Source organism: Streptomyces sp. NPDC102467, assembly GCF_044765445.1.
Lineage (GTDB): Bacteria > Actinomycetota > Actinomycetes > Streptomycetales > Streptomycetaceae > Streptomyces.
Genome location: NZ_JBIWKA010000010.1, coordinates 216968 through 243501, shown reverse-complemented (window position 1 = coordinate 243501; position 26534 = coordinate 216968). Strand labels below are relative to the sequence as shown.

The 26534-nt window shown below is 69.4% G+C and carries 23 protein-coding genes, 5 tRNA genes and 1 pseudogene; 18 read left to right on the top strand and 11 right to left on the bottom strand.

The features are described from left to right. Positions 1 to 4: 4 nt before the first annotated feature. From ACIREE_RS22495 to ACIREE_RS22475, 5 genes and pseudogenes are all read right to left on the bottom strand, one after another. Positions 5 to 3234, bottom strand: a pseudogene (locus tag ACIREE_RS22495) (nitrate- and nitrite sensing domain-containing protein). Between the two features lie 373 nt (positions 3235 to 3607). Further along, the gene (locus ACIREE_RS22490; protein WP_404154830.1) at positions 3608 to 4198 is read right to left on the bottom strand and encodes a GTP-binding protein; all 591 of its coding nucleotides are present in this window, start codon (positions 4196 to 4198) and stop codon (positions 3608 to 3610) included. After that, positions 4179 to 4592 carry a DUF742 domain-containing protein gene (locus ACIREE_RS22485; RefSeq protein WP_363196419.1) on the bottom strand — a complete coding sequence of 138 codons (414 nt, stop codon included), beginning with the start codon at positions 4590 to 4592 and terminating at the stop codon, positions 4179 to 4181. The genes ACIREE_RS22490 and ACIREE_RS22485 overlap by 20 nt, the downstream gene beginning before the upstream one ends. Before the next feature lie 183 nt (positions 4593 to 4775). Then, positions 4776 to 5189, bottom strand: a complete 414-nt coding sequence (locus tag ACIREE_RS22480; protein ID WP_356494565.1) for a roadblock/LC7 domain-containing protein — start codon at positions 5187 to 5189, stop codon at positions 4776 to 4778. Between the two features lie 9 nt (positions 5190 to 5198). Further along, a complete protein-coding gene (locus ACIREE_RS22475) occupies positions 5199 to 9044 on the bottom strand; it encodes a nitrate- and nitrite sensing domain-containing protein (protein WP_404154827.1) in 3846 nt (1281 codons plus the stop codon). 557 nt (positions 9045 to 9601) lie between these two features. Here ACIREE_RS22475 and ACIREE_RS22470 point away from each other — a divergent pair. The 9 genes from ACIREE_RS22470 (at position 9602) to ACIREE_RS22430 (ending at position 13596) form a co-directional block, all read left to right on the top strand. Beyond that, on the top strand, positions 9602 to 9775 hold the full coding sequence (locus tag ACIREE_RS22470; RefSeq protein ID WP_404154824.1) for a hypothetical protein: 174 nt from the start codon (positions 9602 to 9604) through the stop codon (positions 9773 to 9775). A 71-nt stretch (positions 9776 to 9846) separates the two neighbouring features. Continuing rightward, positions 9847 to 10632, top strand: a complete 786-nt coding sequence (locus ACIREE_RS22465; protein ID WP_404154821.1) for a fumarylacetoacetate hydrolase family protein — start codon at positions 9847 to 9849, stop codon at positions 10630 to 10632. Then, positions 10625 to 12109, top strand: coding sequence for a glutamate--tRNA ligase (gene gltX, locus ACIREE_RS22460; RefSeq protein ID WP_404154818.1), 1485 nt, complete (start codon positions 10625 to 10627; stop codon positions 12107 to 12109). The genes ACIREE_RS22465 and gltX overlap by 8 nt, the downstream gene beginning before the upstream one ends. A gap of 80 nt (positions 12110 to 12189) precedes the next feature. Then, complete coding sequence (locus tag ACIREE_RS22455) at positions 12190 to 12930, top strand: HAD family hydrolase (protein WP_404154815.1); 741 nt, start codon at positions 12190 to 12192, stop codon at positions 12928 to 12930. 89 nt (positions 12931 to 13019) lie between these two features. Continuing rightward, positions 13020 to 13091: transfer RNA gene (locus tag ACIREE_RS22450), tRNA-Gln, on the top strand. Positions 13092 to 13133: 42 nt separating this feature from the next. Continuing rightward, a tRNA-Glu gene (locus tag ACIREE_RS22445) sits at positions 13134 to 13206 on the top strand. An 88-nt stretch (positions 13207 to 13294) separates the two neighbouring features. After that, positions 13295 to 13367, top strand: a tRNA-Glu gene (locus ACIREE_RS22440). 43 nt (positions 13368 to 13410) lie between these two features. Beyond that, positions 13411 to 13482, top strand: a tRNA-Gln gene (locus ACIREE_RS22435). Between the two features lie 41 nt (positions 13483 to 13523). Then, positions 13524 to 13596: transfer RNA gene (locus ACIREE_RS22430), tRNA-Glu, on the top strand. Positions 13597 to 13742: 146 nt separating this feature from the next. On the opposite strand, the gene ndgR is transcribed toward ACIREE_RS22430, so the two are convergent. Further along, a complete protein-coding gene (gene ndgR, locus ACIREE_RS22425) occupies positions 13743 to 14459 on the bottom strand; it encodes an IclR family transcriptional regulator NdgR (protein ID WP_326015364.1) in 717 nt (238 codons plus the stop codon). A gap of 185 nt (positions 14460 to 14644) precedes the next feature. On the opposite strand from ndgR, the gene leuC reads away from it, so the two are divergent. From leuC to ACIREE_RS22405, 4 genes are all read left to right on the top strand, one after another. Then, the gene (gene leuC / locus ACIREE_RS22420) at positions 14645 to 16075 is read left to right on the top strand and encodes a 3-isopropylmalate dehydratase large subunit (protein ID WP_404154812.1); all 1431 of its coding nucleotides are present in this window, start codon (positions 14645 to 14647) and stop codon (positions 16073 to 16075) included. A gap of 6 nt (positions 16076 to 16081) precedes the next feature. Further along, a complete protein-coding gene (leuD, locus tag ACIREE_RS22415) occupies positions 16082 to 16675 on the top strand; it encodes a 3-isopropylmalate dehydratase small subunit (RefSeq protein WP_404154809.1) in 594 nt (197 codons plus the stop codon). 275 nt (positions 16676 to 16950) lie between these two features. Then, positions 16951 to 17190, top strand: a complete 240-nt coding sequence (locus tag ACIREE_RS22410) for a hypothetical protein (RefSeq protein WP_363196427.1) — start codon at positions 16951 to 16953, stop codon at positions 17188 to 17190. A gap of 133 nt (positions 17191 to 17323) precedes the next feature. Further along, positions 17324 to 17995 carry an HU family DNA-binding protein gene (locus ACIREE_RS22405; RefSeq protein ID WP_404154806.1) on the top strand — a complete coding sequence of 224 codons (672 nt, stop codon included), beginning with the start codon at positions 17324 to 17326 and terminating at the stop codon, positions 17993 to 17995. Between the two features lie 124 nt (positions 17996 to 18119). Here the strand turns inward: ACIREE_RS22405 and ACIREE_RS22400 are convergent, their stop codons facing one another. Together ACIREE_RS22400 and cofC are read right to left on the bottom strand one after the other, a co-directional pair. Beyond that, a complete protein-coding gene (locus ACIREE_RS22400) occupies positions 18120 to 18323 on the bottom strand; it encodes a hypothetical protein (RefSeq protein WP_404154803.1) in 204 nt (67 codons plus the stop codon). 13 nt (positions 18324 to 18336) lie between these two features. After that, a complete protein-coding gene (gene cofC, locus ACIREE_RS22395) occupies positions 18337 to 18969 on the bottom strand; it encodes a 2-phospho-L-lactate guanylyltransferase (RefSeq protein ID WP_404154800.1) in 633 nt (210 codons plus the stop codon). Between the two features lie 136 nt (positions 18970 to 19105). Here cofC and ACIREE_RS22390 point away from each other — a divergent pair, with 136 nt between their 5' ends. The 3 genes from ACIREE_RS22390 to ACIREE_RS22380 all read left to right on the top strand — a co-directional run bounded on the left by ACIREE_RS22390 (position 19106) and on the right by ACIREE_RS22380 (position 22162). Beyond that, on the top strand, positions 19106 to 19867 hold the full coding sequence (locus ACIREE_RS22390; RefSeq protein ID WP_404154797.1) for a lysophospholipid acyltransferase family protein: 762 nt from the start codon (positions 19106 to 19108) through the stop codon (positions 19865 to 19867). Then, entirely contained in the window at positions 19864 to 20874 is a 1011-nt protein-coding gene (locus tag ACIREE_RS22385) for an NAD(P)H-dependent glycerol-3-phosphate dehydrogenase (RefSeq protein ID WP_404154794.1), read from the top strand. The genes ACIREE_RS22390 and ACIREE_RS22385 overlap by 4 nt, the downstream gene beginning before the upstream one ends. A 154-nt stretch (positions 20875 to 21028) precedes the next feature. Beyond that, positions 21029 to 22162 carry a D-alanine--D-alanine ligase family protein gene (locus tag ACIREE_RS22380; RefSeq protein WP_404154791.1) on the top strand — a complete coding sequence of 378 codons (1134 nt, stop codon included), beginning with the start codon at positions 21029 to 21031 and terminating at the stop codon, positions 22160 to 22162. Positions 22163 to 22199: 37 nt separating this feature from the next. On the opposite strand, the gene ACIREE_RS22375 is transcribed toward ACIREE_RS22380, so the two are convergent. Then, positions 22200 to 22706 carry a DUF3515 domain-containing protein gene (locus ACIREE_RS22375; RefSeq protein ID WP_404154788.1) on the bottom strand — a complete coding sequence of 169 codons (507 nt, stop codon included), beginning with the start codon at positions 22704 to 22706 and terminating at the stop codon, positions 22200 to 22202. A gap of 20 nt (positions 22707 to 22726) precedes the next feature. Then, positions 22727 to 22960 (bottom strand): Lrp/AsnC ligand binding domain-containing protein, encoded by a 234-nt coding sequence (locus ACIREE_RS22370; protein WP_363196435.1) that lies wholly within the window; start codon positions 22958 to 22960, stop codon positions 22727 to 22729. Between the two features lie 245 nt (positions 22961 to 23205). Between ACIREE_RS22370 and ACIREE_RS22365 the strand changes: the two genes are divergently transcribed. Together ACIREE_RS22365 and thiD are read left to right on the top strand one after the other, a co-directional pair. Continuing rightward, a complete protein-coding gene (locus tag ACIREE_RS22365) occupies positions 23206 to 24189 on the top strand; it encodes a thiamine-phosphate kinase (protein ID WP_404154785.1) in 984 nt (327 codons plus the stop codon). Beyond that, positions 24186 to 25175, top strand: a complete 990-nt coding sequence (gene thiD / locus ACIREE_RS22360) for a bifunctional hydroxymethylpyrimidine kinase/phosphomethylpyrimidine kinase (RefSeq protein ID WP_404154782.1) — start codon at positions 24186 to 24188, stop codon at positions 25173 to 25175. Before ACIREE_RS22365 ends, thiD begins: the two co-directional genes overlap by 4 nt. On the opposite strand, the gene ACIREE_RS22355 is transcribed toward thiD, so the two are convergent. Further along, the gene (locus tag ACIREE_RS22355; RefSeq protein WP_404154779.1) at positions 25112 to 26488 is read right to left on the bottom strand and encodes an FAD-dependent monooxygenase; all 1377 of its coding nucleotides are present in this window, start codon (positions 26486 to 26488) and stop codon (positions 25112 to 25114) included. The genes thiD and ACIREE_RS22355 overlap by 64 nt on opposite strands. Between the last annotated feature and the right edge of the window lie 46 nt (positions 26489 to 26534).

The following is a 26534-nucleotide window of genomic DNA, read 5'->3' as shown; positions in this document are numbered from 1 at the left end:
CACACTAACGCTCCTGGGAGTAGGTGCTGTCAGGGCCACCGGGAAACCCGCTGTCCTGGCCGTTCATCGTCACTACGGTCACTGCTGCTCGCCACTGCCTTCACTGCGCCCGCGCTGCACGCCCCGGCGCAGATTGCTCAGCCTGCCCCGCACATCCTCGGGGGCGCGGGATATCTGCGGTCCGCCCTGCGGCGTCGATTCCGCGGTGCCCTCGATCAGGTTGGCCTTGGGTACCCGGCGCGGCAGCCCGGACGAGGTGACCCCGCCCGCCGTCGGCTGCTTCAGCCGCTCCGCGCGCCCCCAGCGCTCGTCGTTGGACGAACGCCAGCTGTCGTCGGTGGCGGCCACTGCGCCCTCGGTGGCCTCGGTGGCCTGGGCGGCCTCGTCCTGCGCCGGTTCCTGACGCTGGGAGGCGCTGGAGCCGCGGCGCGGGAGGCCGGCCTCGGTCAGATCGTGCGAGACGGAGGGGGAGGGACCGGCCGCCATCCCCGTACCGGTGGTAGCACCCGGTTCGAAGCCTACGCTCTCCCGGCCCGTCGCGTCAGTGGCCTGCACGGATTCCGCTTCGGGGGAGAACGGCGTCCGGAAGTCGCCCTGGTAGCTGTCCCGCGCCTGCCAGTCGGCCTGCCGGACCGGCTGCTCGAACGCGTTGTAGGAATCCCGGGGAGATTCCGCATAGCCGTCCTGCGTGGCAGGGCCAGGAGTGTAGGCGTCCTGCTGACCGTGGTCGTAGCCCGGCTGCGCGGGGGCGAAACCGTCGTACGAGACCTGCTGCCGGTCGTCGTAGACGTCCTGCCGCTGATCCTCGTAGGAGATCTGCTGCTGATGGTCGTAACCGAGCTGCTGACCGTCGTACCCGGACTGCTCTGCGAAGGCCGGGTGGTTCGGCTGGTTCGGCTGGGAGTGCTGCGGACCCTCGGCGTCCTGGCCGTACGTCTGGGCCTCCAGGGCCGCACGACGCTCCTCCCGCATCAGGGAGCGGCCGACCGGGTCCAACTCGCGGGCGTCGTCCGGCACTTCGTAGCGGCTGTCGTCGAAACCGAGCTCGGCCGCGGTGCGCAGCGGCTCCTTCACGAAGACCGGCTCCTGCGGAATCATCGTCGAGACGGTGAACTCGCCCTCGCCCTGCTGCTGCCCGCTGCCGCCGTGCGTGATCGCGTCCGGGAGCATGACCAGCGACGTCGTGCCCGCCTGCTCGCCCGAGGGGCGCAGCTGGACGCGGATGCCGTGCCGGTCGGCGAGGCGGCCGACCACGAACAGGCCCATGCGCTGGGAGATCGCGGCGTCCACGGTCGGCGGGTTGGCCAGCTTGTGGTTGATGTCCGCGAAGTCCTCGGCGGTGAGGCCGATGCCCTTGTCGTGGATCTCGATCATGATGCGGCTGTCGGGGAGACGGGTCGCGGTGACGCGGACCTTGGTCTGCGGGGAGGAGAACGTCGTGGCGTTCTCCAAGAGCTCGGCGAGCGCGTGCACGAGGTCGGTGACCGCGCGGCCGTGGATGTCGGCCTCCGGCACGCCGGACAGTTCGACACGCTCGTACTGCTCGACCTCGGAGGTGGCGGCACGCAACACGTCCACCAGCGGGACCGGCTGGTCCCAGCGGCGGCCGGGCTCCTCGCCGGCGAGGACCAGGAGGTTCTCGCCGTTGCGGCGCATACGGGTCGCGAGGTGGTCCAGGCGGAAGAGGCTCTCCAGCTGGTCCGGGTCGGCCTCGTTGTTCTCCAGGTCGGTGATGAGGGTCAGCTGGCCCTCGATCAGCGACTGGTTGCGGATCGACAGGTTGGTGAAGATCGCGTTGATGTTGCCGCGCAGCAGGGCCTGCTCGGCGGCGAGCCGTACCGCTTCCCGGTGCACCTGGTCGAAGGCGCGGGCGACCTCGCCGATCTCGTCCGTGGTGTTGATCGGGATCGGCTGGACGCGGGTGTCCACGCGGCCCGGATCGGTGCGCGAGAGCTGGTCGACGAGCATCGGCAGCCGCTGCTCGGCCACGTCGAAGGCGGCGGAGCGCAGGCGGCGCATCGAGCGGGACATCTGGCGGGCCATCATCCCGGCGAGCAGGAACGCCGCGAGCAGGGCGATCACGACGGCGGCGCCGATGACGACGGCTTCCCGCTTCGCGTCGTCGGCGATGCCGGAGGCCTCGGTCACGGCCTTGTCGGCGAGGTCCGACTCGATCGTGCGGTACGCGTTGAACTTCGCGGTGTTGACCGCCCACCAGTTCTCCGCCGTCACGCCCTTCTGGGCGAGAGCGAGGCGGGCGCTGGGCTGAGTGCTGGGCAGCGCCACGATGTCGCCGACCATCTCGGTGGTGTCGGCCGGCGGCGGGACGTAGCTCGGGTCCTTCGCCTTGGCGGCGGCGGCCTGCTGGGCGCCGTCGGACTTCAGCTTCTTGATCGTGGCGTTGAGGTTGTCGAGGTCCTGCTGCGTACCGCCGCCCTTGTACTCCTCGAGAGCGATGCCCTCGAGGTAGGCGTAGCTGCCGAGCGCGGTGCGCTGCTTGGCGAACGTCGTCACGGTCGGACCGGGCTTCACCAGCAGGTGCATACCGATGGAGCGCTCCAGGGAGAGCGCCGCCTTGGTGAGCGAGATCGCGTAGACGGTGCGGCCGTAGCTGGTGATGTTTCCGGTGCCGAGACCCAGCTCGTTGGCGAACTCCATCAGCGGGTGCTGGATGGCGACATAGCCCTCTTCGGTCGCCACGCCGGGAAGCTTGGAGGTGTACGAAGCGGCGCGCAGCTTGTCCAGGCCGCCCTCGACCTTGGTGAACTGCGCCATGCGGCGCTCCAGGCCCTCCTTGTGCGGCATGTTCTGCGCCGCCGCGTGGAACTCGTCGGCGGCGGTGTCCGTCGCCGCGCGGGCCCGCACGACCTTGGGGTCGTTCTTCTTGCCCTGGAGCAGGGGCGCGGCGGAGACGTCGCGTTCCTGGATGAGCTGGTCGCCGTACTTCAGCGAGGCCTGGACCAGGCGCGCGGTGTTCTCGGCGTCCTGGGCCTCGTGCCAGGTGTCGATGGAGCTGTTCACCTGGAAGCCGCCCATGACCAGGCCGACCAGCACGGGTATGAGCAGGATCGCGTTCAGCTTCGTGGGCACACGCCAGTTGCGCGGCGACATCCGGCCGCCCGACGGCTTCAGTGGCGCCGTCTCGGCCTGGGCGGCCTGCGCCGCTGTGCGCGGCGGCGGGGTGAAGTTGCCCCGCGCCGACGCCGGCTCGGGACTGTTCTTGCTTCGCCTCACTCGACCAACAACCTCTCGGCGTCGGCACCTACGTTGTGCCGCTGTGTGTCTCCAGGCCCGTATCTACTGGGCAGTTCAGCGCATTCCAGCACGTCAGGAGGTGCACTCACAAACAGTCGGAACCGGAAGCTCCACGTGATGCATGCCCCAGATAAAACGGTCATAAAGAGCGAGCCCCGCCAAAAGGCGGGGCTCTTGTGCGCACAGTGGAACCGGCTGTGCGCGACGTGTGTCCGCACCCACGGAATTCTCTGTCGAAACGTTATGAACACAGCGGCCCCGCGTGTCAAAGCCCACAGGGGCCGCCGAAAGGGCCTACGACAACTGCCGTACGTATCCGGCCACTTGTCGGCCGAATTTCGACCGTTTCCGTCTACTTGAGACGAGCCATCAGAGCGTGCTCCACCAGCGTGATCAGCGCACTCTTTGCATCCGCACGGTGCCGGGCGTCCGTCGTGATGATCGGGGCGTCGGGGCCGATCTGCAGCGCCTCGCGCACCTCTTCGGGGGCGTACGGCTGGTGCCCGTCGAAGCCGTTGAGGGCGACGACGAACGGCAGGCCGGAGTTCTCGAAGTAGTCGACCGCCGGGAAGCAGTCCGCGAGGCGGCGCGTGTCCACCAGGACGACCGCACCGATCGCGCCGCGCACCAGGTCGTCCCACATGAACCAGAAACGGTCCTGGCCCGGCGTGCCGAACAGGTACAGGATCAGATCCTGGTCGAGCGTGATGCGGCCGAAGTCCATGGCGACGGTGGTCGTCGTCTTGTCCCCGGTGTGCGTCAGGTCGTCGATGCCCGCGGACGCGGACGTCATGACGGCCTCCGTGCGCAGCGGGTTGATCTCGGAGACGGCGCCGACGAACGTCGTCTTGCCGACGCCGAAACCACCGGCCACCACGATCTTGGCCGAGGTGGTCGACCGGGGAGCGGCCCCCGTGGCGCCGTCAGAGCTTGCGAAGTCCACTGAGCACCCTTTCCAGCAGCGTCACGTCCGGCGCGCCGCCGTTGTTCTCGTCGCCGCCTGGCTGGTGGATCGCGACGAGCCCGGCCTCGGCCAGGTCCGCGACGAGGATCCGGGCCACCCCGAGCGGCATCGACAGCAGAGCCGACACCTCGGCGACCGACTTCACCTCGCGGCACAGGTGGCAGATGCGCTGGTGCTCGGGCAGCAGCGTGCCCAGGGCTGAGGGGTCGGCGGTCGTGCTGACCAGCGCCTCAATGGCGAGCTGGTAGCGCGGCCGGGTCCGGCCGCCGGTCATCGCGTAGGGGCGGACCAGCGGCTGGTCGCCCTCAAAACCGTAGGCGGCGTGTGCGGCTGCGCTGCCGTACGGATCGTGAGGAGCGGTGGGCGGGGTCATGGATCCTCCGGGCGGGACGGCGGGGCGGGGGCCTGCCGTCTGAGGGTTGGCCGGTGGGGGGATTGTGACGGCCGTACGGTGACGGGACGCAGATCGGAAGGGGATTACGTGTCTTCTCTGGCTTCTGGGGCTGGTGGTGCACCAGACTTCAGGTGTGGCCGGGGTTACCGGTCGTCACCCCCGTCAGTGCAGCAGGGTTCCCTGCAGTTCTGCACGGAGATCGGGGGTGAGCACGGCGCCGGCCCGGTCGACGAGGAGCGCCATCTCGTACCCGACGAGACCGATGTCGCAGTCCGGGTGCGCGAGCACGGCGAGCGATGATCCGTCGGAGACGGACATGATGAAAAGAAAGCCGCGCTCCATCTCCACGACCGTCTGATTCACCGGCCCGCCCTCGAAGATTCTCGAGGCCCCCGCCGTCAGCGAGGTCAGACCCGACGCCACGGCCGCCAGCTGGTCCGCGCGATCGCGCGGAAAGCCCTCGGACATCGCGAGCAGCAGGCCGTCCGCGGACACCACGACCGTGTGGGAGACCCCCGGCGTGTTGTCCACGAAGTTGGTGATCAACCAGTTCAGGTTCTGTGCCGCCTGGCTCATCTGGCTCAACTAACGCTCCTGCTGGTGAGTGGGGCGGGGGTAGCTGCCGGTCTGGCCGGTGCCACCGGCCTGCCGGCCCTGCTGGATGCCCCTACGGAGATTGGTCAGCCGTCCGCGCACCTCGTCGGGTGCGCGTGAGACCTGAGGACCGGTCTGGTTCTGCTGCTGCTCCTGAGCCGTGCCCGCCACGAGGTTCGCCCGGGGCACACGACGCGGCAGACCCGAGACGGTGACGCCGCCCGCGGCGGGCTTGCGCACCCGCTCGGCCTGACGCATCAGCTCGTCGTTGGGGGACTGCCGCCAATTGGCCTGGGTCTGGCCGGAATCGGGGGAGGCGGGCGCCTGACGTGCGGGCGCCTGCGGACGCTGCTGGGCCTGCTGCGGGGCGGCCTGCTGAGCACCGCGCTGCGGCAGGGGGTGGCCCTGCTGCCCGAGCTGCGGATCCTGGTACTGACCCTGGCTCTGGCCCTGCTGGCCGTGGAACCAGTTCGTTTCCAGCGTGTCGTACAGCGGCGTGCGACCGTCGCCCGGCTCGCTGGCCGGCGGCAGGTACTCCTGCTGCGACTGCTGTGCCTGCTGCGGGACGCCCTGGTCCTGCCCGCCACCGCGCTGCCGCGGCGCGGCGGGACGCTCGTACTGGCCGGTGTTCGACGGGTCCTGCGGCCGCTCGTACTGCCCGGTGCCGGAGGGGCCCTGCGGCCGCTCGTACTGCCCGGTGTCGGACGGGATCTGCGGCCGGCCGTACTGCCCGGTGTTGGCCGGACCCTGGGGACGCTCGTACTGGCCGGTCCCGGACGGGTCCTGCGGTCGGCCGTACAGACCGGCGTCGGCCGGGTCCTGCGGGCGCTCGAACTGGCCCGTGCCGGAAGGGTCCTGGCGGTTCGGCAGGCCACTGTCCCGGAAGCCGTTGCCACCGGCGGCCGGCGCACCGTTCCCGTTCGGTATGCCGCCGAACACGTCGTTACGGACGAACTGACCGGTGCCCTGGCCCGGAACCTGGCCGGGGCCGGAGCGGGGCGCGGGAGGCGGCGCGTCGTAGTCGGGGCGGGCGAACTCGGCCGTGGCAGCCGGGCCCTGCCGCTCGTCCTGGATCCGCGGGAACTGCGACGTCGAGTCCGGCTCGTCGTGACCGCGCGGCGCGTCGAGGTTCGGCTGCGCGTTCTCGTCGCTCCAACTCGGCACGCGGGGCTGCGGGTTGCCGCCCGGCAGCTCGGCACGCGGCCCGCCGCGCGGAGGCAGCACCGGACGGCGGCGCCCCTGCTTCTCGGCCGGGTCGTTGTGCGTGCGCTGCTGCGGCGGGACGGGACCCTGCCCGACACCGTTGAAGGCGCCGGTGCCCGAACCGGTCGGGGCCTGCGGATTCTGCGGGCCCTGCGGGTTCTGCTGGGCGTGAGCGGGCTGGGGGGCCTGCGGACGCTGCGGCATCTGCGGATTCTGCGGTGCCTGAGGGCCGCGCTGCTGGCCGCCGTCGCGCGGACCCTGCGGGTTCTGCGGACCCTGCGGGTTCTGGGAGCCGCCGTCGCGGGCGGGGAGTGCCGCCCGGGGGCCACCACCGGCGCCGACCTGCGGCCGCGCCGCACTGGGCCCGGCGCCGAGGAGGCCAGGACCGCCGCCACTGGCGCCCGGCGCGACACCGCGCCGCGCACCGGCGGCACCGACGGCGCCGCCGGGGGCCTGCGCCGCGCCCGGGCCGCCTGCACCACCCTGACCGGGAATCTTCTTGCCGCCCTGGGCGACATCGACGGGCAGCATGACCAGCGCGGTCGTACCACCGGAGTCGGAAGGACGGAGCTGGATACGGATGCCGTGCCGCTGCGACAGCCGGCCGACCACGAACAGACCCATGCGGCGCGAGACCGACACGTCCACGGTGGGCGGCGCGGCGAGCCGCTCGTTGATGGCGGCCAGGTCCTCGGGGGACAGGCCGATACCCGTGTCGTGGATCTCGATCAGCACGCGCCCGTCGGGCAGCGCGTGACCGGTCACCTTCACCTTGGTCTGCGGCGACGAGAACGAGGTCGCGTTCTCCAGCAGCTCGGCGAGCAGGTGCACGAGGTCGTTGACCACGCGGCCGGCGACCTCGGTCGGGGGCACCGAGGCGAGTTCGATGCGTTCGTACTGCTCCACCTCGGACGCGGCGGCACGCAGCACGTCGACGAGCGGCACGGGCCGCGTCCACCGACGACCGGGCTCCTCACCCGCGAGCACGAGCAGGTTCTCACCGTTACGGCGCATACGGGTCGCGAGGTGGTCGAGCTTGAACAGCGAGGAGAGCTGGTCGGGGTCGGCCTCGCGCGACTCCAGCTCGGAGATGAGGGAGAGCTGGCGCTGGATGAGGCCCTGCGAGCGGCGCGACAGGTTGGTGAACATCGCGTTGACGTTGCCTCGCAGCAGGGCCTGCTCGGCGGCGAGGCGGACCGCCTCGCGGTGCACGTCGTCGAAGGCCGCGGCGACCTGGCCGATCTCGTCCCGGGAGTGCACACCGACCGACTCCACGGACGTGTCGACGTCCTGCGGGTCGGACTCGGACAGCTGCTTGACCAGCTCGGGCAGGCGGTCCTGGGCGACCTTGGTCGCGGTGTCCTGCAGCCGGCGCAGCGACCGGATCATGGAGCGGGCCACGACGAACGCGCCGACGAGCGAGACGCCGAGCACGAGCAGGATCAGCGCACCGTTGATGATGGCCGACTGCTCGGAGGAGTTGCGCAGCTCGCGCGCCTGCTGCTCCATCTGGTTGAGCAGCGTCAGCTCGATCTTGGACATCTCCTGGAAACGGGAGCTGTCCGCGTCGACCCAGTCCTTGTAGGAGCGCTTGTCCTGGGACCGCATGCCGTCCGACTTGGACAGGACCCGGTCCGCGTAGGTGTCCGCCGCCTTGATGGTGGCGTTGTTCTCCGTGAGCGGCTTCAGAAGCTCGCTCGCCACATCGGACCCGTAGACGTTGCGGAAGGAGTTGAGCGAGTTGTCGAGACTTTCGGCCGCGGAGAGACCGTACTGCCGGTCCGTCTCCGAGAGCTTGCCGAACTGGGAGCTGTTCGGCGGCAGGGCGGCGGCGATGATGGCGCGCTGCTCGGAGGCGTACTCCTTCGCGGAGGAGAACGCGGCGAGCGAGCGCGTGCGCTCGATCATTTCCGGGTTGCTGGTCGCCTGCGCCATGTCGGTGGAGAGCGACAGGAGGTTCTCGATGATGCGGCTGTACGCCTCGACGGTCTGCGACGTCGTCGCTCCGGGGGCGTAGGCGTCCTCGCGGACGCTCTTGAGCGTGGTGAGCTGCGACGCGATCTGCACGACGTGGTCGTGCACACCCGTCAGATTGGACTGGTTGTCGTCCTCGACGCTGAACGTCCCATCGAGGAACGTCGACCTGGCCCGGTCCGTCTTCGCTCGCGACGCCTTGATGCTGAAGTCGTCGGACGCCTTGGGGTTGTTCGACAGCGGCCCCGCCGACTGGTCGCGCTCGTCCTGCAGCGCCGACGCCAGGTCGGTGGCCTTCTTCGTCATCTCGGTCAGCAGCTTCATGTTGTCGAGCTGCTGAATTTCGTCGAGGGACTCCGAGATGCGTAGCGCGCCCAGCGAGGTCGCGGCGACCACGGGCAGCGTCAGCAGAGCGACCAGACGGGTCGAGATGCGCCAGTTCCGCAGGGCTATTCGCGGGCCGGGCCCGGTGGGCGCCTTGGCCTTGGCCGAGGGCGGCGCGGGCGTGGCCGAACCACCGGACGCACCGGCGTCGACGGACGCCGTGCGCCCCGGGTTCTGGGCGTGCGGGGGCTGGGAGCCGCCTGTTGTCGGACCGGTCCCGCCGCGCGGCTCCGGCTCCGCCGCAGCGCTGCCATCCCTGTTCTTACGTCCCTGCACTAGCGTCGCAACCTCTGGACCAGGCGCCCCGCCCGCATGCGCGGACAAGACGGTGTCGGCGTCGTTCGAAGGGCGACCTGAAACGCCCCCCTTGGTCGTGAGTGACCGGCGCTGGCTCCCCTTCCCCGCCGCACCTCGGCGCCGAGTCGCGCCCTGTGCGCCGGATCCATCCCGCGGCAGTCCCGGGAATTTCAGCACAGTGCAGGATCTCCAACAAGGGCCGAGGCGCACGTCGCACCGCCCGTGACCCCTTGTGAGGGGAGGGTGACGAGCCGTAGAAAGTGATCTAGGTGAAACGGGACATTGGCGGGCGTACCCCCCGCTTTCCGGGGGTGTCCCAGTCGCCATGATCGGGAGCGGAATAGTGTCTTCAGTGATGCAATGTCCGTTTACTACTGGCGAGTTGGCGGCCCGAAGTGTCCCATTTGGGGGCCCTCTCGTGAGCAAACTCACATGCAACTGATCACAACGTCCCGTCTTGAGGCGGGAACCGGATGTTTAGCCTGAAGCTTTACAAGCACAACTCAAGCCAACCGAAAAGGTTCCCAAGCGCAGCCATGAAGACGACGACGATGTTCCTCAACCTCGCCAACCCGCGGCGCACCACGCTGGCTCATCTCAAGGACGCCGAGGAGATCCAGGCCGCGCCGTTCCTGCCGGAGCACTCCACCGCGCTGCCGATGAATACGGCCAATCCGAAGCGCACGATCCTTATGGAGAAGCCGCAGTAGGGGCGCCGCGTTAGCCTGGAGCGGTCACATCCCACCCGGGCCCAACGCAAGAATGAGGGGCGCAGCCACCCGTGCGCATCGCCAGATTCTCCATCGACGGGAACGTCGCCTTCGGCGCGGTCGAGGGCGACAAGCCAGACGAGCTCGTCCTCGACATCATCAAGGGCATCCCCTTCGCGGACTTCGAGCTCTCCGGCACCAAGGTCCCGCTGAGCAAGGTCCGGCTGCTGCCGCCCGTGCTCCCGAACAAGGTGATCGCCTTCGGCCGCAACTACGCGGAGCACGCGAAGGAGCTGGGCAACGAGGTCCCCGACGCCCCCTTCGCCTTCTTCAAGCCGTCGACGTCCGTGATCGGAACCGGCGACGAGATCCAGTACCCCTCGTTCTCGCAGGAGCTGCACCACGAGGCGGAGCTGGCCGTCGTCATCGGCCGGATGTGCCGCGAGGTCCCGCCCGAGCGCGTCAACGACGTGATCCTCGGCTACACCGCGGCGAACGACGTGACCGCCCGCGACGTACAGAAGCGCGAGAAGCAGTGGGCCCGCGCCAAGGGCTTCGACACCTCCTGCCCGCTGGGCCCCTGGGTGGAGACGAACCTGGACGTGGCGGCCGCCTCCGACCTCGGCATCCAGTGCACGGTCAACGGGCAGCAGCGCCAGCTCGGCTCCACGTCCCAGATGATCACGTCCATCGCGGACCTGATCGCCAACATCTCCGAGGCAATGACTCTCCTCCCCGGCGACGTCATCCTCACGGGCACCCCGGAAGGGGTCGGCCCCCTGCAGATCGGCGACGAGGTCGCCGTCAGCATCGAAGGCATCGGCACTCTCACCAACAAGGTTGTCAAGCGTGGCTAGCGCACCCGCCCCCACCGTCCGTGTCCGTTTCTGTCCTTCGCCCACCGGCAACCCGCACGTGGGCCTGGTCCGCACGGCCCTGTTCAACTGGGCCTTCGCGCGCCACAACAAGGGCACCCTGGTCTTCCGCATCGAGGACACCGACGCGGCCCGCGACAGCGAGGAGTCGTACAACCAGCTCCTCGACTCGATGCGCTGGCTCGGCTTCGACTGGGACGAGGGCCCCGAGGTCGGCGGCCCGCACGCCCCGTACCGCCAGTCGCAGCGCATGGACATCTACAAGGACGTCGCGCAGAAGCTCATCGAGGCCGGCCGCGCCTACTACTGCTACTGCTCCACGGAGGAGCTGGACGCCCGCCGGGACGCGGCCCGCGCCGCCGGCAAGCCCTCCGGCTACGACGGTCACTGCCGTGAGCTGACCGCCGAGCAGAAGCAGGCGTACGAGACCGAGGGCCGCAAGCCCATCGTGCGTTTCCGGATGCCCGACGAGACGATCACGTTCACGGACCTGGTCCGCGGTGACATCACGTACGAGCCGGAGAACGTGCCGGACTACGGCATCGTCCGCGCGAACGGCGCCCCGCTGTACACGCTGGTCAACCCGGTCGACGACGCGCTGATGGAGATCACCCACGTCCTGCGCGGCGAGGACCTGCTCTCCTCCACCCCCCGCCAGATCGCCCTGTACGCGGCACTGACGGACCTGGGCATCGCGAAGCAGACCCCGCTCTTCGGCCACCTCCCGTACGTCATGGGCGAGGGCAACAAGAAGCTCAGCAAGCGCGACCCCCAGTCGTCGCTGAACCTCTACCGCGAGCGCGGCTTCCTCCCCGAGGGCCTGCTCAACTACCTCTCCCTCCTGGGCTGGTCGCTCGCCGCCGACCGCGACATCTTCACGATCGACGAGATGGTGGCGGCCTTCGACATCAGCGACGTCCAGCCGAACCCGGCCCGCTTCGACCTCAAGAAGTGCGAGTCGATCAACGGTGACCACATCCGGATGCTCGACCCCAAGGACTTCGCGTCCCGCTGCGAGCCCTGGCTGAAGGCCCCGGTCGCCCCGTGGGCGCCGGAGGACTTCGACGAGGCGAAGTGGGCGGCGATCGCCCCCCACGCCCAGACCCGCCTCAAGGTCCTCTCCGAGATCACGGACAACGTCGACTTCCTCTTCCTGCCCGAGCCGGCCTTCGACGAGCCCAGCTGGACGAAGGCCATGAAGGAAGGCTCCGACGCCCTCCTGCGTACGGCCCGCGAAAAGCTGGAGTCGGCGGACTGGACGTCCCCGGAGTCCCTCAAGGAAGCGGTCCTGGCGGCAGGCGAGGCCCATGGCCTCAAGCTCGGCAAGGCCCAGGCCCCGGTCCGCGTGGCGGTAACCGGCCGCACCATCGGCCTCCCGCTCTTCGAGTCCCTGGAGATCCTGGGCAAGGAGAAGACGCTGACCCGCATCGACGCGGCGCTGGCGAAGCTCGCGGGCTGAGCCACCGCGGCGGCACCACCGAACGGCCCGGCCGACGGATTCACTCCGTCGGCCGGGCCGTTCGGCGTTACGGTCATGACATGACGAAGCAGCTGAGGCGGGGGGCTGTCAGAGCCGTCGTCTGGGACATCGACGACACGATCTTCGACTACGCGACGGCCGACACGGCCGGTATGCGCGCCCATCTCACCGTCGAGGGCCTGCTCCACACCTTCGGCACGGCCGAGCAGGCGCTCGTCCGCTGGAAGGCCCTGACCCGTGAGCATTGGGCCCGATTCGAGGCGGGAGAGGCTGACTGGGAGGGGCAGCGCAGGGACCGGGTGCGGGCCTTCGTGGGGGAAGCGCTGGACGACGCGATGGCCGACGCCTGGTTCACCCGGTATCTCAAGCACTACGAGGCGGCCTGGAGCCTGTTCCCCGACACGGTGCCCGCTCTCGATGTCCTCGCCGGCACCTACCGGCACGCGGTCCTCTCCAACTCCTCGCTCCACAACCAGGACCGAAAGCTCCGTGTCCTCGGCGTACGCGACCGCTTCGAGGCCCTCGTCTGCGCGGCCGAACTGGGCGTCGCCAAGCCCGAAGCCGCCGCCTTCCACGCGGTGTGCGAGGAGCTCGGCCTGGCGCCGCACGAGGTCGCGTACGTGGGCGACCAGCCGGACACCGACGCGCGCGGAGCGGTCGAGGCGGGCCTGACCGGCATCTGGTTGGACCGGGCCGCGATCGGCGGCCGGCCCGAGCTCATCCGCATCACGAGCCTCGCTCAGTTGCCCCCGTTGCTGGCCCGGGATACCCGTTTTGGAGCGCCGGACTCCTTCGGGTAATGTTCTTCCTGCGCCGAGGGAAGCGAGCCGAAAGGCCGGGCCCCGGAAGCGTAAGCCGAACAAAAATCCCGCAAGGGGTTGCGTTCTGGTGGCCTATGGTGTAATTGGCAGCACGACGGTTTCTGGTTCCGTTAGTCTAGGTTCGAGTCCTGGTAGGCCAGCTCGCAGAGCTCATCTGCAAATCGTGGATCCCAGGTCCACAGGCCCCCGTTGTGTAGCGGCCTAGCACGCCGCCCTCTCAAGGCGGTAGCGCCGGTTCGAATCCGGTCGGGGGTACAGATCCTTCCCGCGAGGACGGTACGGGTAGCTCCCGCCGACCACGCGGTGACAATATCCGGCTGACGCCGGGTGGAGGATCGCTAGGGCCCCCGTTGTGTAGCGGCCTAGCACGCCGCCCTCTCAAGGCGGTAGCGCCGGTTCGAATCCGGTCGGGGGTACGGGTTGAATCCTCGGATTCAATCACATTGGTATATACCACCATGGCCTATGGTGTAATTGGCAACACTACGGTTTCTGGTACCGTCATTCTAGGTTCGAGTCCTGGTAGGCCAGCTCGCAGAGCTCATCTGCAACCGCGGAATCCGTTCCGCAGGGCCCCCGTTGTGTAGCGGCCTAGCACGCCGCCCTCTCAAGGCGGTAGCGCCGGTTCGAATCCGGTCGGGGGTACATCACGAAGAGACCCTTCCCCATGTGGGAAGGGTCTTTTTTGTGCGTGCGGCGGTCGGCCTGCCCCGGACACAACTCCGGCCGGTCGCTGCGGCGTTGAAGCGACCGGCCGGGAAGTGTCAGGAGAGCAAGGCGAGTTGTGCGAGTCAGCCAGTGCGGCGCAGGGCCTCGGAGAGGCGGCCGGCGGCGTCGATGACGGCCTGGGCGTGCATCCGCCCCGGGTGACGCGTCAGGCGCTCGATGGGGCCGGAGACCGAGACGGCGGCCACCACGCGGTTCGACGGGCCGCGCACCGGCGCGGAGACGGACGCGACGCCCGGCTCCCGCTCGCCGATCGACTGGGCCCAGCCGCGGCGGCGTACGCCCGACAGGGCCGTCGCCGTGAAGCGGGCGCCCTGGAGGCCGCGGTGCAGACGCTCCGGCTCCTCCCAGGCCATCAGGATCTGCGCGGACGAACCGGCTTTCATCGTGAGCGTCGAACCCACCGGGACCGTGTCCCGCAGCCCGGACAGGCGCTCCGCCGCGGCGACGCAGATGCGCATGTCGCCCTGGCGGCGATAGAGCTGGGCGCTCTCGCCCGTGACGTCCCGCAGATGCGTGAGCACCGGGCCCGCCGTCGCGAGCAGGCGGTCCTCGCCCGCCGCCGCGGAGAGCTCCGACAGGCGCGGGCCGAGAATGAATCGGCCCTGCATGTCACGCGCCACCATGCGGTGGTGTTCCAGGGCCACCGCAAGGCGGTGAGCCGTCGGTCTTGCCAGTCCGGTGGCCGCTACCAGTCCTGCGAGGGTTGCGGGCCCGGACTCCAGAGCGCCCAGGACAAGTGCTGCCTTGTCCAGGACGCCGACGCCGCTACTGTTGTCCATGCGTCGATACTCCCGTCTCACTCTGTGAAACGCAAGTTCCTTTTCCCGTGGAACTTGCCACTCTGTACGGACACCGGCCCGAGGACCAACGGGTCCGGCAGCCGACGTCCGGTACGAGGGGTACGAGCGACGGCGATCCGAATCTCTAGTTGGGCCGACGCACGTGGTCGGTCGGAGGGAAAGCGATGGGTAGGACACTCGCGGAGAAGGTCTGGGACGACCACGTCGTCCGGCGCGCCGAGGGCGAGCCCGACCTCCTCTTCATTGATCTGCACCTGCTGCACGAGGTGACCAGCCCGCAGGCCTTCGACGGTCTCCGTCAGGCGGGCCGCCAGGTGCGGCGCCTCGATCTCACCATCGCCACCGAGGATCACAACACCCCGACCCTCGACATCGACAAGCCGATCGCCGACCCGGTCTCGCGGGTCCAGCTGGAGACGCTGCGCAAGAACGCCGCCGAGTTCGGCGTACGCCTGCACTCGCTGGGCGACGTGGAGCAGGGCGTCGTCCACGTGGTGGGACCGCAGCTGGGCCTGACCCAGCCGGGCACCACGGTGGTCTGCGGCGACTCGCACACCTCCACCCACGGCGCGTTCGGCGCGCTGGCGTTCGGCATCGGCACCTCGCAGGTCGAGCATGTGCTGGCCACCCAGACGCTGCCGATGGCCCGCCCGAAGACCATGGCGATCACGGTCGACGGCGACCTGCCCGAGGGCGTCACCGCCAAGGACCTGATCCTGGCGATCATCGCGAAGATCGGCACCGGCGGCGGCCAGGGCTACATCCTGGAGTACCGCGGCTCCGCCATCGAGCAGCTCTCGATGGAAGCCCGCATGACCATCTGCAACATGTCGATCGAGGCCGGCGCCCGCGCGGGCATGATCGCCCCCGACGCGACCACGCTCGAATACCTCAAGGGCCGCGTCCACGCGCCCGAGGGCGAGGAGTGGGACGCCGCGGTCGCGTACTGGGAGACGCTGCGCACTGACGACGACGCGGTCTTCGACGCCGAGGTCTTCATCAAGGCCGACGAGCTCTCCCCGTTCGTCACGTGGGGGACCAACCCCGGCCAGGGCGCGCCGCTTTCGGCGCACGTCCCCGATCCGGCTTCGTACGAAGACGCTTCGGAGCGCTTCGCCGCCGAAAAGGCCCTGGAATACATGGGGTTGACCGCCGGGCAGGCGCTGCGCGACATCAAGGTCGACACCGTCTTCGTAGGTTCGTGCACCAACGGCCGGATCGAGGACCTGCGCGCGGCCGCGGCCATCGTCGGGGGCCGCAAGGTCGCCGACGGCGTACGGATGCTGGTCGTCCCCGGCTCCGCGCGGGTGGGCCTGCAGGCCGTCTCCGAGGGCCTGGACAAGGTCTTCAAGGAGGCCGGCGCCGAGTGGCGGCACGCGGGCTGCTCGATGTGCCTGGGCATGAACCCGGACCAACTCGCCCCCGGCGAGCGCTCCGCGTCCACGTCCAACCGCAACTTCGAGGGCCGGCAGGGCAAGGGCGGCCGTACGCACCTGGTCTCGCCCCAGGTCGCCGCCGCCACCGCCGTGCTGGGCCATCTGGCCTCCCCGGCCGACCTGTCCGACGCCGATGCCCGTACGCCCGCTGGAGTCTGATCAGCCATGGAAGCATTCACCACGCACACCGGCCGGGCCGTCCCGCTGCGCCGCAGCAACGTCGACACCGACCAGATCATCCCTGCTCACTGGCTCAAGAAGGTGACGCGGGACGGGTTCGAGGACGGGCTGTTCGAGGCCTGGCGCAAGGACCCCGAGTTCGTGCTCAACAAGCCCGAGCGCGCGGGCGCCACCGTGCTGGTCGCCGGCCCCGACTTCGGCACCGGCTCGTCCCGTGAGCACGCGGTGTGGGCCCTGCAGAACTACGGGTTCAAGACCGTGATCTCCGCCCGGTTCGCCGACATCTTCCGTGGCAACTCCCTCAAGAACGGTCTGCTGACCGTGGTCCTGGACCAGAAGGTCGTGGACGCGCTCCAGGACCTGGTGGAGAAGGACCCGCAGGCCGAGATCACGGTCGACCTCCAGGAGCGCGAAGTTCGGGCGGAGGGCATCACCGCCTCCTTCGAGCTCGACGAGAACTCCCGCTGGCGACTGCTGAACGGGCTCGACGACATCAGCATCACGCTGAGCAACGAGAGCGACATCGCCTCCTACGAGGCGAACCGTCCCGCCCACAAGCCGCGGACGATCCAGGTCTGAGCAAGGCTCATTCAGGCCACATCCGCAGGCCCGGTACCCCCAATCGTGCATCGGTTGGGGGTACTTCTGTGTGCGGCTCCAAAGGCCCCCGGCTGACCTGAACGGGTGGTCTCCGGCGTGTCTCAACTCCCTTGCATATCAAGGGTGTTCCTGGGGTACGCGGGTCTCGGTGTGGCTCTGACCGGGCACGTCGCGCACGGGTCCAGGAAGCCCTTGTGGGGCGGGAGTTACCCCCTGCGGAGGCGACAACTCGCCCCAGATGGCACAATCTGTGCATGGAACACGACGGCCAACTCCAGATGTACATGGCGGTCGCGAACCAACTGAAGGAAGCGCACGCCCGAGTGCGCGCACTGCAAGTCCCGGAGGGCGTACGGATGGCGCTGACCCGGAAGCTGCTGGCCATTACGGCTGCGGCCAAACACGATCTCGCTACTGCGGCAAGGCGTCTGGAGCGATTCAGTGCGGACCTCGACGACTTCGAAGAGGGCTCAGGCACTGAAGAGGAACTCTGAGACAGCCGAGTTCGTTGCGGCACAAGGGTGATTAGCCCGTTTCGCGTTTGATTTGCGGTATATATCTGCCTAACGTGCGAAAAAGCCGGGTCGAAAGACATTCGTTCCGGCAATGGTCTCCGAAGGGGAAGACGTGAACAAGGCGCAGCTCGTAGAAGCGATTGCCGACAAGGTCGGTGGCCGTCAGCAGGCCGCCGAGGCTGTCGACGCCGTACTCGACGCCGTAGTCCGTGCCGTGGTCAACGGTGACCGCGTCTCGGTCACCGGCTTCGGTTCGTTCGAGAAGGTGGACCGTCCGGCCCGTTACGCCCGCAACCCGCAGACGGGTGAGCGCGTCCGGGTCAAGAAGACGTCGGTGCCGCGTTTCCGTGCGGGCCAGGGCTTCAAGGACCTCGTCGCGGGCTCGAAGAAGCTCCCGAAGAACGACGTCGCGGTCAAGAAGGCGCCCAAGGGCAGCCTGACCGGCACTGCTTCGGCGACCGTCAAGAAGGCCGCTGCCAAGAAGACGACGGCCAAGAAGGCCGCCGCCAAGAAGGCCACGCCGGCGAAGAAGACCGCCGCGAAGAAGGCGACCACCGCGAAGAAGGCGGCCACCGCCAAGAAGGCGTCCGCGGCCAAGAAGGCCACGGCGACGAAGACCGCCGCTGCCAAGAAGGCGACGCCTGCCAAGAAGGCAGCCACCGCCAAGAAGGCCACGGCCAAGAAGACGGCGCCTGCCAAGAAGGCCACGGCCAAGAAGGCGCCCGCCAAGAAGTCGACGGCGCGCAAGACCACCGCCAAGAAGGCCACCGCCCGCAAGAAGTAAGGGCGTACGCCACCAGGCTGCTCACGCGCCGGGCCGGGCTCCCCTCGGGGAGCCCGGCCCGCGGCATGTCCGGGCCAGGGCGCCAGGGGAGCGGCCGGGTGGTTCAGAAGGTCTGCCGGGTGGTTCAGAAGGTCTGCAGGGTCACGAGCGCGATCTGCCGCGCCTCGCCCTCACCTTGGACCTCGATGCGTACCCGCTGGCCGGGCCGGAGCAGGCGCAGCCCGCCCGCGTCGAAGGCGGCGGTGTCGAACGGCAGCGGCGTGCCGTCGTCCAGCAGGACGCTGCCGGAGCGGGAATCGGGGTCGTACGTATACGCGGTGGCCTGCATGCAGGCAGCGTACTCAGTCCACCGTCAGCAGCCCGGTGGTGGCCTTGGCGGTGTACGGGCCCACGCCCAGCGCGAGTGCGACGCGCAGATCGTCGCCGGTGTCGACGTCCTGGCGTACGGAGTCCACGCCGTCGAGGAAGAGTTCCGCGGCCCCGGACGCGGTGTGCCGGGCGCGAGAAGCCGTGCCGAATGCGGGAAGCAATTCCGCACCGGGGGCCGCACACAAGAGAGTGGTCCCGATTCCGGCGGCATCGGGCAGAAATGCCCGCGGAAATGCGGCGGCCGCGGTGAGAACGCGGGCCAATTCGACGGGCCGCAGCGCAGGGAGATCGGCGTTCATGGCCACCACGGGCGCGGCGGGGCGCAAGGAACGTACGGAAGCCGCCCCATGGGAGAGAGCGGCGTTGAGGCCCGCCCGGGGAGAGTCGGGGACGACGCGGGCGCCCAGCGCCGTCAGTTCGCGCGCCGCGCGGGCGTCGTCCGTGACGACCACCACATCGCGTACCGCCCTACAGGCACCCGCGGCGGCCACGGTGTCCTGCGCGAACGCCAGGGCCAGGCCCGGGCGCAGGCCCCCCGCCGCGGGTGCCAGCCTGCTCTTGGCCCGTACCAACGGTTTCAGCGGTATCACCAGGGTCCACTGCACGTGCCTATTGTGACCTGTGCATGAGGTGCGGCTGTTCAGGCGGGCGTACGGTGTTCTCGACAGACCGGTGGCCTGGGGCGACACTTGTGCGGCCCGACGGGGTCCCACCTGTCAGGTCCTAGAGGAAGGTGTCCGAGTGTCCCGCCGCAGAATCGGCTTCTGGTACCGCTTCGCAGCGGTCCTCTGCAAACCGCCCCTGGTGGTTCTGTTCAAGCGGGACTGGCGCGGAATGGAGAACATTCCTGCCGACGGCGGATTTATCACCGCGGTGAACCACAATTCGCATCTGGACCCCCTCCTGTACGGCCATTTCCAGTACAACACCGGACGGGTCCCGCGTTTCCTCGCCAAGGACGGCCTCTTCAGGAAGGGGTTCGTGGGGGCGGCGATGCGCGGCACCGGGCAGATTCCCGTCTATCGCGAGTCCACGAACGCGCTGAGCGCCTTCCGCGCCGCGATCGATGCCGTGGAGCGCGGTGAGTGCGTCGCCTTCTATCCCGAAGGAACTCTCACCCGGGATCCCGAACTGTGGCCCATGACCGGTAAGACGGGCGTCGCGCGCGTCGCGCTGCAGACGCAGGCCCCGGTCATTCCCGTCGGACAGTGGGGCGCCACCGAAGCACTCGCGCCCTATGCGAAGAAGCCGCATTTCTTCCCGCGCAAGAAGCACTATGTCCTCGCCGGTGAGCCCGTCGACCTGACGCGTTTCTACGACAAGGAAATGACCCCGGATCTTTTGAAGGAGGCGACCGAGGCCATCATGACCGAGATCACCTCCCTGGTGGCGGACCTGCGCGGCGAGAAGGCCCCGCAGAGGCGTTACGACCCGCGCGAGGCCCGCATCGAGCAACGCCGCAAGTCGCAGGCGCAGAGCGGCAGTTCGGAGGAGAGCAAGTGACCCGACCCGTGAAGGCCGCAGTCTTCGGCAACGGTTCGTGGGGCACGGCCTTCGCCATGGTGCTCGCGGACGCGGGGTGCGAGGTCACGCTGTGGGGCCGCCGCCCCGACCTCGCCGAAGCCATCAACTCCACGCGTACGAACCCGGATTACCTGCCCGGCGTCGAGCTTCCCGCGGGTGTGCGGGCCACGGCCGACGTGGCCGAGGCCGCGGCGGACGCCGACTTCACCGTGCTCGCCGTGCCCTCGCAGACGCTGCGCGGCAACCTCGCCGAGTGGGCGCCGCTGCTCGCCCCCGACACCGTCCTCGTCTCGCTGATGAAGGGCGTCGAGCTGGGTTCGGCGATGCGGATGACCGAGGTGATCGAGGACGTCACCAAGGTCGGAGAGGACCGCATCGCGATCGTCACCGGTCCGAACCTCGCGCGGGAGATCGCCGCCCGGCAGCCCGCCGCCGCCGTGGTCGCCTGTCGCTCCGAGCCGGTGGCCCAGCGCCTCCAAGTCGCCTGCCACACCCCGTACTTCAGGCCGTACACGAACACCGATGTGGTCGGCTGCGAGCTCGGCGGAGCCGTCAAGAACGTCATCGGGCTCGCTGTCGGCATCGCGGACGGCATGGGCCTGGGCGACAACACCAAGGGCTCGCTCATCACGCGCGGCCTCGCGGAGACGACGCGCCTCGGACACGCGATGGGCGCCGACCCGCTGACCTTCGCCGGGCTCGCGGGGCTCGGCGACCTCGTCGCCACCTGCTCCTCACCGCTGTCGCGCAACCACACCTTCGGCACGAACCTCGGCAAGGGCATGACGCTCGCGGAGACCATCGCGGTCACCAAGCAGACCGCCGAGGGCGTCAAGTCCTGCGAGTCCGTGCTCGACCTGGCGCGCCGCCACGGTGTCGACATGCCCATCACGGAGACGGTCGTCGGCATCGTGCACGAGGGGAAGCCGCCGGTCGTCGCTCTCAAGGAGCTGATGTCGCGCTCCGCCAAGCCCGAGCGACGCTGAGCGACGGCGCCGCGGCTTGGCTCTGTTGGGCGCTGACTCCCGTACTACCAGCAGGTACGCTCAACGCGATATGAGCAGCGAGAACCTCCCCCAGAGCCCTGCGCCTTCAGCGTCCTCGGCGTCCTCGGCGTCTTCGGTGTCCTCCGCGTCCTCTGTGAGTGGGGCGGACGGGCACAAGCCGCGGGTCGCCGTCGTCTTCGGTGGTCGTAGCTCCGAGCACGGCGTCTCCGTCGTCACCGCCGGCGCCGTACTGCGCGCCATCGACCGCTCCAAGTACGACGTGCTGCCCATCGGCATCACGCGCGAGGGCCGCTGGGCGCTGACGTCGGACGACCCCGAGCGGATGGCCATCGCCGACCGCAAGGTGCCGGATGTCGCCGACCTCGCGGATTCGGCCGAGGGCGGCGTGGTGCTCCCCGTCGACCCGGCGTCGCGCGAGGTCGTCTACACCGAGCCCGGTTCCGTGCCCAAGGCCCTCGGCGACGTCGACGTCGTCTTCCCCGTGCTGCACGGCCCGTACGGCGAGGACGGCACGATCCAGGGGCTCCTGGACCTGTCCGGGACGCCCTATGTCGGCTGCGGTGTGCTCTCCTCGGCCGTCGGCCAGGACAAGGAGTACATGAAGCGGATCTTCACGTCCTTCGGGCTGAAGGTCGGGCCGTACCTCGTCGTCCGGCCGCGCGAGTGGGAGCACGATCAGGAAGGCACGCGGCGACGCGTCGCGGAGTTCGTCGGCGAGCACGGCTGGCCGCTCTTCATCAAGCCCGCGCGTGCCGGTTCGTCGATCGGCATCACGAAGGTCGAATCGTTCGAGGGACTCGACGAGGCCATGGAGACCGCCCGCGCCCACGACCCGAAGGTCATCGTCGAGGCGGCGATCGTCGGGCGCGAGATCGAGTGCGGCGTGCTCGAGTTCGAGGACGGGCCGCGCGCCTCCGCCCCGGCCGAGATCCCGCCGGTACAGGCCCATGACTTCTACGACTTCGAGGCCAAGTACATCGACTCCGCCGCGGGGATCGTGCCCGCGCCACTCACGCCGGAGCAGACGGCGGAGGTCCAGCGGCTCGCCGTCGCCGCCTTCGACGCCGTGTCCTGCGAGGGAATCGTGCGGGCGGACTTCTTCCTCGGGGAGGACGGCGAGTTCGTGATCAATGAGATCAACACGCTGCCCGGCTTCACACCGATCTCGATGTACCCGCGGATGTGGCAGGAGAGCGGGGTCAGCTATCCGGAACTGGTGGACCTGCTGCTGCAGGCCGCGCTGCGCCGGTCGACCGGGCTGCGGTAGGACTCCGTCCCGCGGACGCGCGCCAGGCGCGTCCGCGTCAGTCGGCGATCCCCTTCGGGATCGCCTTCGATACGGGCCCGGCCAGGTCCACCAGCGGGCCCGCGCCGCCCTGCGAGACCTGCTTTTTGGGGATCGTCAACTCCACGTAGGCGAGACGCCCGCCCGTCGTCACGCGCTGCGCGCCGTTGTCGAGTTCCTCCACCACCCACTCGACCCCGTCAACGGTCGCGGGCATGGTGCCCTTCTTCAGCACCGCGTCAGGCCAGCCCACACCGCAGCGCAGTATGATCGCCGGACTTCCCCAGGCCGCGGTCAGCTCGGAGTGCGGTTCGGGATCGTTGCGCTCAAGTCCGTCGACCTTCTGCGGCAGCAGGTCGTGCAGATTCCGGCACAGCTTGGTGACCTTCGCGTCCGGGGTGGGCACCGTCGCCGCGGGCGCGTCGTCCGTCGAAGCGCAGCCCGAAGCGGTGGCCATCAGCAGCGACAGCGCGGGCACCCCGATGACAGAGCGGACACGACGGATCCGGTGACGGAAAGAGTTCACCGGAACAGGGTAGACGGGGGCTACAGGTGGACGACCGGGCAGGTCAGGGTGCGCGTGATGCCGTCCACTTGCTGGACCTTGGCGACCACCATGCGACCCAATTCATCCACCGTGTCGGCCTGCGCGCGCACGATCACGTCATAGGGGCCGGTGACGTCTTCGGCCTGCATCACTCCTGGAATCTTCGCGATCAGCTCGGCGACAGTCGACGCCTTGCCTACTTCGGTCTGGATCAGGATGTACGCCTGTACCACGGAACCTCCAGGGCGGCCACGAGGATCATGTGGGGGAGAAGGGACGCCACGGTATCGCGTCGTCGCTCGTCGCGGGGAGACCCGGGGCGGCTGTGGCGTACTCACCGTGTGCACGGCGACCGCCCGAGGGATCGTGGAGGCAGGCCCATGAGAGAAGCTGAGGGCACGCCCATGACAGAAACCGTACCCATGACAGAGACGGCCCGCGACCGCAAGCAGGCCGTGGCAGAAGGGGCAGCACGCGCATGAAGGGCACCGTCGGCGAACTGGGGGAGTTCGGACTCATCCGAGAGCTGACCTCTCGGCTCACCACCACCCCGGCCGTACGGATCGGCCCCGGCGACGACGCCGCCGTGGTCGCCGCGCCGGACCGCAGAGTCGTCGCCAGCACGGACATCCTGCTGGAGAACAGGCACTTCCGACGCGACTGGTCCACGGCGTACGACGTCGGCCGCAAGGCCGCCGCGCAGAACCTGGCCGACATCGCGGCCATGGGCGCCGTGCCGACGGCCCTGCTGCTCGGCCTCGTGGTGCCCGCAGAGCTGCCGGCCTCCTGGCCGTCGGAGCTGATGGACGGATTGCGCGACGAGTGCCAGGTGGCCGGCGCCGCGGTGGTGGGGGGCGACGTCGTCCGCGGCGACACCATCACCATCGCGATCACCGCCCTCGGCGATCTGCGCAACCACGAGCCCGTGACACGCGGTGGAGCAGGGCCCGGTGACGTCGTGGCCGTGACCGGGTGGCTGGGCTGGTCCGCGGCCGGATACGCCGTGCTCTCCCGCGGCTTCCGCTCGCCGCGCGCCTTCGTGGAGGCGCACCGACGCCCCGAACCGCCGTACCACGCGGGCCCCGCCGCGGCCGGGCTCGGCGCGACCGCCATGTGCGACGTGAGCGACGGACTCATCGCCGACCTGGGCCATATTGCCGAGGCCAGCAAGGTCCGCATCGACATCAAGTCCGGGAACGTGGACGTGCCTTCCCAGATGAACGACATCGGGCAGGCCGTCGGTGTCGACCCGCTGCAATGGGTGCTGACCGGGGGAGAGGACCACGCCATCGTGGCCACCTTCCCGCCGGACGTGAAACTGCCCGCACGCTGGAAGGTGATCGGCGAAGTGCTGCACCCTTCGGCTCTGCCGCAGGTCACTGTCGACGGCGCGCCCTGGACCAGCAAGGGCGGCTGGGACCACTTCGGGGACGACAGCCCCGGTGGGGAGATCGAGTCATGACCGCTTCCACCTCTTCCTCTGCCCCCTCCTCCGCCCCCACCGCGCCTGTACGCGTGCTGACCGTCGCCGGGTCCGACTCCGGGGGCGGTGCCGGGATCCAGGCGGACCTGAAGACCATGCTCGCCCTGGGCACCCACGGCATGAGCGTCGTCACCGCCGTCACCGCTCAGAACTCCCTCGGCGTGCAAGGAGCCTGGGAGCTTCCGGCGGAGGCGGTACGCGCGCAGTACCGCAGTGTCGTCGACGACATCGGGGTGCAGGCCGTCAAAACGGGGATGCTCGCGTCGCCCGAACTCGTGGAATGTGTAGCCGAGTTGCTCGCGGGCACCGCGGCCCCGATCGTGATCGACCCGGTCGGCGTGTCCAAGCACGGGGACTCGCTGCTCGCCGCGTCCGCGCTGGACTCCGTCCGCACGAAGCTGCTGCCGACCGCCACCGTCGCCACCCCGAACCTCGACGAGGTGGCACAACTCACCGGCGTGCACGTCGAGTCGGAGGACGGGATGCGCCGCGCCGCCGCGGCCATGCTCGCGTACGGGCCGAAGTGGGTGGTCATCAAGGGTGGACATCTGCGCTCCGAGGGTCGGCATGCGCTCTCCGGTTCCGAGTCGTTCGAGTCATTCGGTTCGGCGGGTTCAGCTGGTTCGGCCGGTTCGGCCGGTTCAGGTAGGGAGGCACTCGCCCCCGCGGGTTCCGCAGAGGCCGTTGATCTGCTCACGGACGGGTCCGAGGAGTACTGGCTGCGCGCCCCGCGCCACGACAACCGCCACACACACGGCACGGGCTGCACCCTCGCCTCCGCGATCGCGGCCCAACTGGCCAAGGGCCAGTCGGTGCCCGAGGCCGTGTACGCGGCCAAGGAGTACGTGGCCGGGGCGATCGCCGCCGGGTTCGCGCTCGGCGGTGGAATCGGTCCCGTGGATCACGGCTGGAGGTTCAAGCCTGCCGCGGGCCTTGACTCGACCGACTCACCGGCCAGGCCGTAGTCCTTCAGCGCCAGGTTGCTCGCCGCCTTCTCGGTGAGGCGCTTGAAGAAGCCGGCCACGAAGCGTGAGCTGAGCATCCGGTACGCCCGGTCGCGACTGCGTATCTTCTTCTCGGTGGGCGGGGCGAAGAACGGGCCCGCGTTCCCGGAAAGTTTCTGGCAGCCCTTCGCGTACTTCGTGATCTGCGCCTCGAAGGCCGCGAACGCGGTGCGGTGGTCGCCGTGCGCCGCCACGAGCTCGCCCGCCAGGACGTAGGCCGACACCAGCGCCGTACCGGTACCTATGCCGCCCATCGTGGCACCGTGCCCCGCGTCGCCGAGCAGGATCACACGGCCCTCGGAGAGCCGCTCTATATGGACCTGGGCGATGGCGTCGAAGTACAGGTCGTCCGTCGTGTCGAGGGCATCGAGGATCTGCTGCACATGAGGCCAGGCCATGCCGTGCAGCTTCTCGGCGATGATCCGCTTCTGCTGGGCGACGTCCCTGCGGTCGAACGTGAGCTGCTCCGAGTGGAAGACCACGGCCGCGCCCGCCCGGTCGGGGTGCCCGTCATAGTTGTTGATCATCGCGGTGCGGCCGGGCTCGCTGTACAGCCGGGCGGTCCGGTCGAGGCCCAGGTGGTTGGGCATGTCGAACCCGGCGATGTAGTAGTCGAAGAACCGCAGGAACCGGGGCTCGTCGCCGAAGGCCAGACGCCGGGTGTTCGAGTGCAGGCCGTCCGCGCCCACGACCAGGTCGAAGGTGCGTGGCGCGCCGTGGTCGAACGTCACGTCGATGCCGGTGGGCGTCTCCGTGAGCGAGGCGATCGAGTCGCCGAAGACATACGCGACGCTGTCCTTCGTGCGCTCGTACAGGAGCGCGGAGAGATCGCCGCGGAACACTTCGACGTCGCCGCTCATCAGATACGCGGGCAGGTCCACGCGCTCGCTGTCGTCGGCGCCGACGATGGTCTGCCGGCCCATGTCGGTCTGCATCCTGTGCAGTTCGTCCCAGATGCCCATGCGGGTGAGGACAGCGCGGTGGACGGGGCCGCGGAAGTCCACCGCGAAGCCGCCCTGGCGCAGGGCGGGCGCCTTCTCGACGACCGTGACGCTAGCGCCCTGAGCGGAGAGCCAGAAGGCGATCGCGGGGCCGGCGATGCTGGCACCGGAGACCAGGACGTCGAGGTGGGCGAGAGCATTGGAGGTGCTGGGAGCGTTGGAGGTGTTGGGGGTGCTGATGGTGTTGGGCGCGGGCTCGGGCGCGGAGTGAGTCGTGGGCCCGTGATGTTCGGGGGCCGGGTGGCCGTCGGTGAGGTGCGGCTGCTTCGTCATGTCAGTGAGCTTGCGGCCGAGGGCTTACCGTTCGCTGACCATGCGC

Bases quoted from the DNA above. Each gene is read 5' to 3' on its own strand.
- ACIREE_RS22485 (WP_363196419.1), bottom strand. From the start codon at position 4,592: ATGACCCCGCCCACCGCTCCTCACGATCCGTACGGCAGCGCAGCCGCA.
- ACIREE_RS22480 (WP_356494565.1), bottom strand. From the start codon at position 5,189: ATGAGCCAGGCGGCACAGAACCTGAACTGGTTGATCACCAACTTCGTG.
- ACIREE_RS22470 (WP_404154824.1), top strand. From the start codon at position 9,602: ATGAAGACGACGACGATGTTCCTCAACCTCGCCAACCCGCGGCGCACC.
- ACIREE_RS22455 (WP_404154815.1), top strand. From the start codon at position 12,190: ATGACGAAGCAGCTGAGGCGGGGGGCTGTCAGAGCCGTCGTCTGGGAC.
- ndgR (WP_326015364.1), bottom strand. From the start codon at position 14,459: ATGGACAACAGTAGCGGCGTCGGCGTCCTGGACAAGGCAGCACTTGTC.
- leuC (WP_404154812.1), top strand. From the start codon at position 14,645: ATGGGTAGGACACTCGCGGAGAAGGTCTGGGACGACCACGTCGTCCGG.
- leuD (WP_404154809.1), top strand. From the start codon at position 16,082: ATGGAAGCATTCACCACGCACACCGGCCGGGCCGTCCCGCTGCGCCGC.
- ACIREE_RS22410 (WP_363196427.1), top strand. From the start codon at position 16,951: ATGGAACACGACGGCCAACTCCAGATGTACATGGCGGTCGCGAACCAA.
- ACIREE_RS22400 (WP_404154803.1), bottom strand. From the start codon at position 18,323: ATGCAGGCCACCGCGTATACGTACGACCCCGATTCCCGCTCCGGCAGC.
- ACIREE_RS22365 (WP_404154785.1), top strand. From the start codon at position 23,206: ATGAAGGGCACCGTCGGCGAACTGGGGGAGTTCGGACTCATCCGAGAG.
- thiD (WP_404154782.1), top strand. From the start codon at position 24,186: ATGACCGCTTCCACCTCTTCCTCTGCCCCCTCCTCCGCCCCCACCGCG.
- ACIREE_RS22355 (WP_404154779.1), bottom strand. From the start codon at position 26,488: ATGACGAAGCAGCCGCACCTCACCGACGGCCACCCGGCCCCCGAACAT.